The sequence below is a fragment of the Streptomyces sp. S6 genome (assembly GCF_054880855.1).
Genome location: NZ_JBTYMC010000213.1, coordinates 1 through 11,820 on the forward strand (window position 1 = coordinate 1; position 11,820 = coordinate 11,820).

Consider the following 11,820-nt stretch of genomic DNA (forward strand, 5'->3'; position numbering starts at 1 on the left):
CGGTGGCCGTGGTGGCACGCAGGGCGCCTTCGGCCGTCCCGGCGGTCCCGCGCGTCGCGGTCGCAAGTCGAAGCGGCAGAGGCGCCAGGAGTACGAGGCCATGCAGGCCCCGAGCGTCGGCGGCGTGATGCTGCCGCGCGGCAACGGCGAGACCATCCGTCTCTCCCGCGGCGCGTCGCTCACCGACTTCGCCGAGAAGATCAACGCCAACCCGGCGTCGCTCGTCGCGGTCATGATGAACCTCGGCGAGATGGTCACGGCCACGCAGTCCGTCTCCGACGCGACCCTTGAGGTCCTCGCCGGCGAGATGAACTACACGATCCAGATCGTCAGCCCCGAGGAGGAGGACCGCGAGCTGCTCGAGTCCTTCGACATCGAGTTCGGCGAGGACGAGGGCGACGAGGACGACCTGGTGGTCCGTCCCCCGGTCGTCACCGTCATGGGTCACGTCGACCACGGTAAGACCCGACTGCTGGACGCCATCCGCAAGACGAATGTCATCGCGGGCGAGGCCGGCGGCATCACCCAGCACATCGGTGCCTACCAGGTCGCGACCGAGGTCAACGAAGAAGAGCGCAAGATCACCTTCATCGACACCCCGGGTCACGAGGCGTTCACCGCCATGCGTGCCCGTGGTGCGCGCTCGACGGACATCGCGATCCTGGTCGTCGCGGCCAACGACGGCGTCATGCCGCAGACGGTCGAGGCGCTCAACCACGCCAAGGCGGCCGACGTCCCGATCGTCGTCGCGGTGAACAAGATCGACGTCGAGGGCGCCGACCCGACCAAGGTGCGCGGTCAGCTCACCGAGTTCGGTCTGGTGGCCGAGGAGTACGGCGGCGACACCATGTTCGTCGACATCTCCGCCAAGCAGGGTCTGAACATCGACTCCCTGCTGGAGGCCGTCGTCCTCACCGCCGACGCCTCGCTCGACCTGCGGGCCAACCCGAACCAGGACGCGCAGGGCATCTCGATCGAGTCCCGTCTCGACCGCGGCCGCGGTGCCGTGGCGACGGTCCTCGTCCAGCGAGGCACCCTGCGGGTCGGCGACACGATGGTCGTGGGCGACGCCTACGGCCGGGTGCGCGCCATGCTCGACGACAACGGCAACAACGTGGCGGAAGCCGGTCCCTCGACCCCGGTCCAGGTGCTCGGTCTCACCAACGTCCCGGGTGCGGGCGACAACTTCCTCGTCGTCGACGAGGACCGCACCGCCCGCCAGATCGCCGAGAAGCGCGCCGCCCGCGAGCGCAACGCGGCCTTCGCCAAGCGCACCCGCCGCGTGTCCCTCGAGGACCTCGACAAGGTGCTCAAGGCCGGCGAGATCCAGCAGCTGAACCTGATCATCAAGGGTGACGCTTCCGGTTCCGTCGAGGCGCTCGAATCGTCGCTGCTCCAGCTGGACGTCGGCGAAGAGGTCGACATCCGGATCCTGCACCGCGGTGTCGGTGCGGTCACGGAGTCGGACATCGACCTGGCCATGGGCTCCGACGCCATCGTCATCGGCTTCAACGTCCGCGCGGCCGGCCGTGCCGCGCAGATGGCGGAGCGCGAAGGCGTCGACGTCCGGTACTACTCGGTGATCTACCAGGCCATCGAGGAGATCGAGGCAGCGCTCAAGGGCATGCTCAAGCCGGAGTACGAGGAGGTCGAGCTCGGTACCGCGGAGATCCGCGAGATCTTCCGCTCGTCCAAGCTCGGCAACATCGCGGGTGTCCTCATCCGCTCCGGCGAGGTCAAGCGCAACACCAAGGCGCGCCTCATCCGCGACGGCAAGGTCATCGCGGAGGACCTCAACATCCAGGGTCTGCGCCGCTTCAAGGACGACGTCACCGAGATCCGCGAAGGGTTCGAGGGCGGTATCAACCTCGGCAACTTCAACGACATCAAGATCGACGACGTCATCGCCACGTACGAGATGCGCGAGAAGCCTCGCGTGTAGTTCTCGGCCGACGGTTCGTGCTGGCCGGCGGGAGTTCGCTTCCGTCGGCCAGCACGCCGTTTGCGGAGGTTGCCGCCGGGCGGGCTGAAATTTGCTCGTCCGGCGTTTTTGATCGATGTACCGTTCTCGATGCCCCGCCCCACTTGGTGGGCAGGGACGTCGAGCCCGAGCCGGCGGGTGAACCGGCACATACATGTACGTGGGGACTCTGTCCTTCGACCTCCTCCTCGGTGATGTCCACTCGCTGAAGGAGAAGCGTTCCGTCGTCCGTCCGATCGTGGCCGAGCTTCAGCGGAAGTTCGCGGTGAGCGCGGCGGAGACGGGCAACCAGGACCTTCACCGCAGGGCCGAGATCGGGCTGGCGGTGGTGTCGGGGGACGTGGAACACCTGACCGATGTACTGGACCGCTGCGAGCGCCTCGTCGCCGCGCGGCCCGAGGTGGAGCTGCTCTCGGTTCGACGCAGGCTCCACGGCGACGAAGACTGAAGCAAGCAGCAAGTGAGTAGGACGAAGGAGACGGACCAGTGGCCGACAACGCGCGCGCCAAGAGGCTGGCGGACCTCATCCGAGAAGTGGTGGCCCAGAAGCTCCAGCGGGGTGTCAAGGACCCCCGGCTCGGTACGCACGTCACCATCACGGACGCCCGGGTCACCGGCGACCTGCGGGAGGCGACCGTCTTCTACACGGTGTACGGCGGTGACGAGGAGCGGGCGGAGGCCGCGGCCGGCCTGGAGAGCGCCAAGGGCATCCTGCGCTCCGAGGTGGGCCGGGCGGCCGGTGTGAAGTTCACGCCGACCCTGACCTTCGTCGCCGACGCCCTCCCGGACAACGCCCGCACCATCGAGGACCTCCTCGACAAGGCACGCCTGTCCGACGAGAAGGTCCGCGAGGCATCGGCCGGCGCGGACTACGCCGGCGGTGCCGACCCGTACAAGAAGCCCGGCGACGAGACGGACGACAGCGCCGAATGACCAGCAAGCCCACCCCGCCCGACGGCCTCGTCATCGTCGACAAGCCGTCGGGTTTCACCTCGCACGACGTGGTCGCCAAGATGCGCGGCATCGCCCGCACCCGCCGCGTCGGCCACGCCGGCACGCTCGATCCGATGGCGACGGGTGTCCTCGTCCTCGGCGTCGAGCGCGCCACGAAACTCCTCGGGCACCTCGCCCTCACGGAGAAGGAGTACCTCGGCACGATCCGGCTCGGGCAGACGACCGTGACGGACGACGCGGAGGGTGAGATCACGGCGTCCGCCGACGCGTCCGGCGTGACCAAGGACGCCGTCATGGACGGTGTCGCCAAGCTCACCGGGGACATCATGCAGGTCCCCTCCAAGGTCAGCGCCATCAAGATCGACGGCGTCCGCTCCTACAAGCGGGCCCGCGACGGCGAGGACTTCGAGATCCCGGCCCGTCCGGTGCGGATCTCCTCCTTCCAGGTGTACGACGTCCGCGAGGCCGTCGCCGACGACGGCACCGCCGTCCTCGACCTGGTCGTCTCCGTCGTCTGCTCCTCCGGCACCTACATTCGCGCCCTCGCCCGTGACCTGGGCGCGGACCTCGGCGTCGGCGGACACCTGACGGCGCTGCGCCGCACCCGGGTCGGCCCCTACAAGCTGGACTCCGCCCGCACGCTCGACCAGCTCCAGGAGGAGCTGACGGTCATGCCGGTCGCGGAGGCCGCCACCGCCGCGTTCCGCCGCTGGGACGTCGACACGAAGCGGGCGCGGCTGCTGCTGAACGGGGTCCGGCTGGACATGCCCGACGAGTACACCGGCGGCGGCGCGGTCGCGGTCTTCGACCCCGAGGGGCGGTTCCTCGCGCTGGTGGAATCGGAGAAGGGGAAGGCGAAGAGCCTGGCGGTCTTCGGCTGAGGGCTTCCGGGGTTCGGGGGTTGGCTGAGATTCTCGGGGCCGGGATCGGCTGAGTGCTTGCGGAGTCCCGGGGGATCGGCTGGGCGTTTCCGGGGTCTGGGGCTTGGCTGGGTTTCTCGGGGGTCCGGGATCGGCTGGGCGTTTCTGGGGTCCGGGGTTTGGCTGAGTTTCTCCGGAGTCCGGATTGGCCGAGTGCTTGCGGAGTCCCGGGGGATCGGCTGAGCTCTGCCGGGAGCCGGGAGCCGGGAGCCGGGAGCCGGGAGCCGGGAGCCGGGAGCCGGGAGCCGGGAGCCGGGAGCCGGGAGCCGGGAGCCGGGAGCCGTGGAGCGGCGCGCACGGGGTATTTGTGCCGCCGCTCCACGGGTTCTCCCCCCTCGGTTCCCCCACCCCTAGGGTTATCCATCTGCCCCCGTGCATTCACCCGTCCGGGCAGGCGCTCGGAGTGAACCGAGGGAGCGTGAGGGGGCGTGTTCGCCTCGCGATCTGTCCTGCTGATCACCGCCGCCCTACCGTCGGAGTGAGGGCAGGCGCGCGGCGGGAGGGGCAGGCGGATGGGGGAGCAGGGCGGTCCGGACGTCGTCGTCCGCATTCGGGATCTCGCCGGGCGCCCCCGCGGTCTCGGCTTCCTCGCCGACCACCACGGCACGCTGATCACCGCGCACGAAGTGGTCGACGGCCTCCCCCGGATCGTGCTGTACGGCGCCGGCGACCGCACCTGTGTCGTCACCGCCGACGCCGTCACCCCCCTCCCGGAGCTGGATCTGGCCCTCGTCCACACGGACGGCCTCGGCACGGACCCCCTCCCGGTGACGGTCAGGGACGAGGTGCCGGAAGGCACGTACCTCCGTATCGCGGCCGGCGCCTGGCGTGAAGCCCGCGCCCTCTGCACCACCCAGGCCACCTACACGGCGACGGACCGCTTCCACCTCCTCCCCGACACCCTCGAACTGGCCATCGGCACCACCGGCCGCGACGCCCTCCGTCTCGGCGGCGGCGCGGCGGGCGGCCCCGTCCTCGACGCCGCCACCGGAACGGTCGTCGCGGTCCTCGGCACGGCCCTCCAATCCGCCCACCGCGACGTGGGCTTCGCGATTCCGCTCCGCCCGTCGGCCGCCGGGGGCGGACCGCTGGGCACCCTCCTCACCCAGAACGCGGCGACGGTTCCGGCGTACGGGGTGGACCTCAATCTCGCGGGGGTGCTGGAACTGACGGCGACGTCGGTGGGGTCGGACGGGCCTCAGGGGGCGTTGGCGGGGTATGTCGGGGGGTGGCCGAGTGCGGGGGGTGAGGGGAGCGACGGGGCGGGTGGGGGTTCGGCCGGGGCGGGTTTCGGTGCGGGGGAGGGGACAGAGGGGAGCGCAGAGGGTGGGGATTCGGTCGGGACGGGTTTCGGTGCGGGGCAGGCGGCGGGGTGTGTGGGGAGTTGGTTCGGTGAGTCGGAGGGGACGGGAGCCGGTGGGGGTAAAGGGGCAGGGGAGGGCTGGGGTGCCGGAGCGGGTTTCGGTGTGGGGCAGGCGGTGGGGGGCGTGTGGGGTGGGGGAGTCGGTGAGGGTGCGGGGGGTGGCTGGGCTGGTGGAGTCGGCTGTGGGGCAGGGCGTGACTGGGGTGCCGGAGTGGTGCCTGTTGAACGGAGTGTGACTGTACGGGAGTTCGCCGTGTTCTCGGCCGGGACGGCGTCCGTGCTGGCGCTGGTGGGGCCGCCCGGGAGCGGGCGTACGACGGAGCTCGCGGCGTTGGCGGCGAGGCGGCACCGGGCCGTGGAGCCGGCGCCGACGCTGTGGCTGAGGGGAGCGGATCTGCGGGACGACGACGAGTCGCTGGCGGACGCGGCGGCACGTGCGCTGCGCCGGGCCGCCCGTATCGTCACGACCTCCCAGGCGCCGACCGCACCCCCCGACCCCGAGACACTCACCCCCGCCGCCCTCTCCCACACCGCCCTCACCTCCGGCCGCCCCCTCTTCCTCCTCCTCGACGGCCCCGAGGAAATGCCCCCCGTCCTCGCGCACCGCCTCGCGGCCTGGACGGACGGCACGGTCCGCTGGCTCCGCGAGACCGGCGCCCGCCTGGTCCTCGCGTGCAGGGCGGAGTACTGGGAGGGGGCCGGCGCGCACTTCCCGGCGGAGATGCTCCACGGCACCACCCCAACGCCACGGAGCGGGCCCGCACTTCGTGAGAACGTCCCCCACAACACCCCGCCGGGTTCCCGGCCCACCCCCGTCGCCTCTTGCTCTTCGGAGCTCCATGACTCAACCACCCCGGCTCCCGGTCTCCGCCCCTCAGACCCTCGGCTTCCCCCGCTGGGGCCCACCATCCTCGACCCAACCGCCCCGGCTCCCGGTCTCCGCCCCTCAGACCCTCGGCTTCCCCCGCTGGGGCCCACCATCCTCGACCCAACCGCCCCGGCTCCCGGTCTCCGCCCCTCAGACCCCCGGTTTCCCCCACTGGACCCCACCACCCTCGACCCAACCGCCCAGGCTCCCGACCCTCACCCCTCAGACCCCCGACTTCCCCCACTGAACCCCACCACCCCCGACCCTCCACCTCCCCCTCCCGAACCCGCCCACCCACAGCAAGCAACCCCACTCACCCCTCCCGAGGGGTCCAGGGGTGGAACCCCTGGACTGGCGGGGGCGAAGGGGCGGCAGCCCCTGGGGGACGGGAAGGGTAGGGGCGGCGGGGGCGAGAAAAGTCCGCTGCCCGCCTGCGTGGAGATCGGCGAGCTGACAGAACAAGAGGCCGCACTCGCCCGGCACCGCTACGGCATCCCGGAATCCGCCCTGACCCCCCGCGCCGCCCGCCACCCCCTCACCCTCCGCCTCCTCTCGGAACTCGGCACAGCCCTCCCCGACACCCCACCCCGCACCGCGGACAGAGAGGACGTCTTCAGCGCCTACCTCGACCTGGTGTGCCTGAGAATCGCCGTCCGCCTGGCGATGGAGAACGGCCTCAGAGGCACCCCCGTGAAACGCCTCGCGGCAAAGGTCGCCGGCCAGCTCCACGAAGCCGCCAGACGCAGTCTGGGCCCGGGCCAGGGCGAACTGGACACCACGGCGTTCGAGGAGCTCTTCCCCTGGGGCCAGGCCCCGAGGCGGCTCGGCGGCGGCACCGGCTGGGCCTCGGCGGTCCTGGCCGAAGGCCTCCTCGTCCCCGCCGGCACCGGCTACCGCTTCGCCCACGAGGAACTCGCCGACTGGCTCCAGGGCATGCACCTGGACCTGGACGAAGCCCTCACGTCCCTCACGCACCGCCCCCGAACCCCCCACCTGATCCCGGTCCCCCACCACCGCATCGGCCCGGTGGTCCAGTCCCTCCTCCTGACAGCCCGCCAACAGGGCCCCACCGCCCTCACACCCCACCTCCGAAACCTGACCGAGGCCCTGAACGACGACCCCGACGACACAGCCGGCACCTGGTGGCCCGCCCACCTCCTCACGGAAACCCTCCTGAACGTCCCGGACGCGACCCCGTACCTGGACGTCCTGCACGCCTTGGCGAACCACGTCGTAGCCCGCACCCCCACCCAGCAACCCCCCACCACCTTCCTCCCGGCCTTCTGGACCGCCCTCCCCCTCCCCCCGGCCCCCCTCTTCACCCTCCTGCGCCACCTCCTCCGAGCCGACCCGCCCCCGGCCGCCACCCCCACCCCCCGCTACCTGGACGCCGTAGCCGCCCTCCTCGCCGCCGACGCCACCACCGTCCAGCCCCACCTCACCCTCTGGTTCGAGGACGACCGCCCCCTCCCCGGCACCCCGGAGGCGACGGTCGCGGCGGCGGCCCAGGCGCTGCTGTACGCGTACCGGCACCACGCGCTGGACGACCTGACGGAGGTCCTGGTGGGCTGCGGCCACCGAAGGGCGGACGAACTCCTCGCGGCGCTCGCGGAGGACGAACCCTCGGCCCTGTGCCGGGCGGTGGACCGCTGGGCGAGGGACACCCGCCCCGCCCGCAGAGTCGCGGCGGTCTCCTACGGCCTGCGCGCGGCCCCGCACGCCGACTCGGACGCGGACCGTGACCTCCTGAGGTACGCGGCCCAGGAACTGCTGGCCGAACCCCCGCTGGAGGCCGGCGCGCTGGGCCTCCTCGTCCAGGACCCCCGCATCCGCACGGCCCATCTCCCGGGGGCCCTCGCCCACTTCACGGCGGCGGACCCCGGCCTCCCCCCGACGGCCCTGCTCCCCGCCCTGCGCACCCACACCGAACAGGTCCTGAAAGCCTTCCGTACCCGCCTCAACCGCCCCGACACGGACCCGACGACCACCCTGCGCGCCCTCGCGGAGATCACCACCCACCCCCTGACCCGCCGCATCGCGATCATGGTCAGGGAGACGGTGGAACGCCGCCCGGAGACGGCCGAGGCGGTCGCCGCGTACGTGGACGGCCGCCTCCGGCAGGGCGCTCCCGCCAGAGCCGTCCTCCACCCCCTGGTCACGGCGCTCCTGACGACCGCCCCCGAGCCGGTGAGGTCCGCTCTCGCGGATGTCCTGGCGACGCCGGACGGCTCCCCCCTGCGCGCGGAACTCCGCGAGTTCCTGCTCACCCACGAGCAGGACCCCGCCGTCCTCACCTCCTTCCTGCACGCCGCCGCCCGCCACCGCTCCCGCGACCTCGTCCACCGCGCCGGCCGGCTCCTCGTCCGCACCCCCGACGGCGCGACCCGCTTCGACCGAGGGCTGGTCGACCTCGGCCGGCACGTCCCCGGCTTCGCCGCCCGCGTCGCGGACTGGATCGGGGAGTCCCCGCAGGAGTGGGCGACGGTCGTCGGACCCGGCGCCCGCCGCATGATCGAGAACCTCGCGGGCACCAGCGTCCCGGCGTGAACACGTGCGCCCCGTCACAGCGCCGATGCCGATGGGGGTGGAGTCGGCCGGGCATGGCACCCTTAGACCTGCGTAAAACTTGAGGGAATTAGCAACGTTTTCGAGGAGCGGTCACAGTGCAGCGCTGGCGTGGCTTGGAGGACATCCCCCAGGACTGGGGGCGCAGCGTCGTCACCATCGGTTCCTACGACGGAGTCCACCGCGGCCACCAGCTGATCGTCCGGCACGCGGTGGACCGGGCGCGGGAGCTGGGCGTGCCGGTCGTCGTCGTGACGTTCGACCCGCACCCCAGCGAGGTGGTCCGGCCGGGCAGTCACCCGCCGCTCCTCGCGCCGCACCACCGCCGCGCCGACCTGATGGCCGAACTCGGCGTCGACGCGTGCCTGGTGCTCCCCTTCACCGCCGAGTTCTCGAAGCTCTCGCCGGCCGAGTTCGTCGTCAAGGTCCTCGTCGACAAGCTGCACGCGAAGGCGGTCGTCGAGGGGCCCAACTTCCGTTTCGGGCACCGGGCCGCGGGGAACGTCGAGTTCCTGGCCGAGCAGGGGAAGGTGTACGACTTCGAGGTCGAGGTCGTCGAGCTGTACGTCGCCGGTGAGGCGGGCGGTGGGGAGCCGTTCTCCTCGACCCTGACGCGGCGGCTGGTCGGCGAGGGGGACATCGAGGGGGCCAACGAGATCCTGGGCCGGCCGCACCGCGTCGAGGGCGTCGTCGTCCACGGCGCCCAGCGGGGGCGGGAGTTGGGGTTCCCCACGGCCAACGTCGAGACCCTGCCGCACACGGCCGTACCGGCGGACGGGGTGTACGCGGGGTGGCTGCACGCGGCCGGCGAGGCGATGCCGGCGGCCATCTCCGTCGGCACGAACCCGCAGTTCGACGGGACGACCCGGACGGTGGAGGCGTACGCGATCGACCGCGTCGGGCTCGATCTGTACGGGCTGCACGTCGCCGTGGACTTCCTCGCGTATGTGCGGGGGCAGGCGAAGTTCGACTCGCTGGAGGCGTTGTTGGAGCAGATGGCGCTGGATGTGAAGAAGTGCCGCGAACTGGTCGCGGCGGCGGAGGAGAAGTAGTTCTTCCCGGACGACGACGAGGGCGGCCGGTGCTTTCCAGCACCGGCCGCCCTCGTCTCACTGCTGGGGCGGCTGAGGCGGGTACCCCTGCTGCGGGTACTGCTGGCCGGGGTGGGGCTGGCCCGGATAGGGCTGCTGCCCGGGGTACGGCTGCTGGCCCGGGTACGGCTGGCCGGGGTAGGGCTGCTGGCCGCCCGGCATCTGGTAGCCCGGCATCGGCGGGGCCGCCACCGGGGGCGGGTTGCCGTCGCTCGTCCACAGGCCGTGGGACTGCTGGTGGCGGACGAAGTCCTCGGCGACCAGGGAGGCGAGGTGGAAGTACGACTCGCGGACCTTCGGGCGCATCATGTCGAGGTCGACCTCCGCGCCGGCCGCGAGGTGCTCGTCGAAGGGGACGACCACGACTCCCCGGCAGCGCGTCTCGAAGTGGCTGACGATGTCCTCCACCTTGATCATCTTGCCGGTCTCGCGGACCCCGGAGATGACCGTGAGGGACCGCGCGACGAGGCCCGAGTAGCCGTGCGCCGAGAGCCAGTCCAGGGTCGTGCTCGCGCTGGACGCGCCGTCCACGGACGGGGTGGAGATGATGATCAGCTGATCGGCGAGGTCCAGGACGCCACGCATCGCGCTGTACAGCAGGCCCGTGCCGGAGTCCGTGAGGATGATCGGGTACTGGTTGCCCAGCACGTCGATGGCGCGGCGGTAGTCCTCGTCGTTGAACGTCGTGGAGACGGCGGGGTCGACGTCGTTCGCGATGATCTCCAGACCCGACGGGGCCTGGGACGTGAACCGCCTGATGTCCATGTACGAGTTGAGGTACGGGATCGCCTGGACGAGGTCCCGGATGGTCGCCCCGGTCTCCCGCCGCACCCTGCGGCCCAGCGTGCCCGCGTCCGGGTTCGCGTCGATCGCGAGGATCTTGTCCTGGCGCTCGGTGGCCAGGGTCGCGCCCAGCGCGGTGGTCGTCGTGGTCTTCCCCACCCCGCCCTTGAGGCTGATCACCGCGATCCGGTAGCACGACAGCACCGGCGTCCGGATCAGCTCCAGCTTCCGCTGCCGCTCCGCCTCCTCCTTCTTCCCGCCCAGCTTGAACCTGGACCCGCCCGTCCCCGGCCGGCTGCTCTTCGTCTTCTGCTTCTTGTTGTTCAGCAGCCTGTCGGAGGAGAGCTCGACCGCCGCCGTGTACCCGAGCGGGGCCGCCCCCGGATTCACCGGCGCCCGATGATCATGCTGCACCGGCTGCGGCCAGGCCATGCCGGTACGGGGGTCGACCGGGGGTCCCTGCGGGGGCTGGGAGAAGCCGGAGGCGGGGTGGGGCTGAGCGTCGGGCAGGGCACCGGGCTGTCCCGGGTACGGGGAAGCGGCTCCCGCCGGGGGGATCCCAGGGGTGCCGGGGGCACCGGGGGGTGCCGGCACGGCGTCCTGCGGACCGGCTCCGGGGTGGGGGAAGCCGTGGCCCGCCGGGGGTGGGGGGGGGGCCTGCGGGGTGTCACCGGGGTGCGGGAAGCCGTAGCCCTGTGGGTGGGCGGGGGGTTGGGGGGTGCTGGGGGTGGGCTGACCTGGGTGGGGGAAGCCGTAGCCGGCTGGGGGTGCAGGGGGTGTCTGGGAGGTGCCGTCGGGGGTCGGCTGGTTCGGTTGGCCCGGGTGCGGGAAGCCGTAGCCCGCCGGGGGTGCGGGGGGCGTTTGCGGGGTGTCGGGGGTGGGGCGGCTCGGTTGTCCCGGCTGCGGGAAGTCGGCGGCTGCCGGGGGAGTGGGGGTGGCGCCCGGTTGGGGGAAGCCGTAGCCGGCCGGAGGGGTGGGGGGTGTCTGGGGGGCGTTACCGGGGTGCGGGAAGCCGTAGCCCGCTGGAGGCGTGCCGGGCTGCTGCGCGGGGTTCGCCGAGGGCGGGAAGCCGTAGCCATGCGGCTGGGCCGGAGGCTGAGGGGCGCCGGGAGTGGGCTGACCTGGGTGGGGGAAGCCGTAGCCCGCCGGAGGTGTGGGCGGTGTCTGCGGGATGCTGTCGGGCTGCGCGGTGCCGGGGGTGGGCCGACCCGGTTGCGGGGAGTCGGCGGCTGCCGGGTAACCCGCCGGGGGGCCGGGCGGGGGCGCGGTGGTGCCCAGGGGGTGGCCCGGGGCGG

The 11,820-nt window shown here is 72.3% G+C and carries 7 protein-coding genes; 6 read left to right on the forward strand and 1 reads right to left on the reverse strand.

Annotated elements, in window-relative coordinates:
• The 6 genes from infB to ACVNF4_RS24890 form a co-directional block, all read left to right on the forward strand.
• A partial coding sequence (gene infB, locus ACVNF4_RS24865; protein WP_461805097.1) for a translation initiation factor IF-2 occupies nucleotides 1-1,942 on the forward strand: 1,942 nt, incomplete at its 5' end.
• A 193-nt stretch (nucleotides 1,943-2,135) separates the two neighbouring features.
• Nucleotides 2,136-2,429, forward strand: a complete 294-nt coding sequence (locus ACVNF4_RS24870) for a DUF503 domain-containing protein (RefSeq protein WP_461805098.1) — start codon at nucleotides 2,136-2,138, stop codon at nucleotides 2,427-2,429.
• A gap of 38 nt (nucleotides 2,430-2,467) precedes the next feature.
• A complete protein-coding gene (gene rbfA / locus ACVNF4_RS24875; RefSeq protein ID WP_416975699.1) occupies nucleotides 2,468-2,914 on the forward strand; it encodes a 30S ribosome-binding factor RbfA in 447 nt (148 codons plus the stop codon).
• Nucleotides 2,911-3,816 carry a tRNA pseudouridine(55) synthase TruB gene (gene truB, locus ACVNF4_RS24880; RefSeq protein WP_461805099.1) on the forward strand — a complete coding sequence of 302 codons (906 nt, stop codon included), beginning with the start codon at nucleotides 2,911-2,913 and terminating at the stop codon, nucleotides 3,814-3,816. The genes rbfA and truB overlap by 4 nt, the downstream gene beginning before the upstream one ends.
• Nucleotides 3,817-4,367: 551 nt before the next feature.
• Nucleotides 4,368-8,633, forward strand: a complete 4,266-nt coding sequence (locus ACVNF4_RS24885) for a hypothetical protein (RefSeq protein WP_461805100.1) — start codon at nucleotides 4,368-4,370, stop codon at nucleotides 8,631-8,633.
• A 116-nt stretch (nucleotides 8,634-8,749) separates the two neighbouring features.
• Nucleotides 8,750-9,703, forward strand: a complete 954-nt coding sequence (locus ACVNF4_RS24890) for a bifunctional riboflavin kinase/FAD synthetase (RefSeq protein WP_461805101.1) — start codon at nucleotides 8,750-8,752, stop codon at nucleotides 9,701-9,703.
• 57 nt (nucleotides 9,704-9,760) lie between these two features.
• On the opposite strand, the gene ACVNF4_RS24895 is transcribed toward ACVNF4_RS24890, so the two are convergent.
• On the reverse strand, nucleotides 9,761-11,820 hold a 2,060-nt coding region (locus ACVNF4_RS24895; RefSeq protein ID WP_461805102.1), incomplete at its 5' end, for a MinD/ParA family ATP-binding protein.

What these genes read in the sequence shown, in the direction of transcription:
- ACVNF4_RS24870 (WP_461805098.1), top strand. Translation starts at nt 2,136, where the DNA reads ATGTACGTGGGGACTCTGTCCTTCGACCTCCTCCTCGGTGATGTCCAC.
- truB (WP_461805099.1), top strand. Translation starts at nt 2,911, where the DNA reads ATGACCAGCAAGCCCACCCCGCCCGACGGCCTCGTCATCGTCGACAAG.
- ACVNF4_RS24885 (WP_461805100.1), top strand. Translation starts at nt 4,368, where the DNA reads ATGGGGGAGCAGGGCGGTCCGGACGTCGTCGTCCGCATTCGGGATCTC.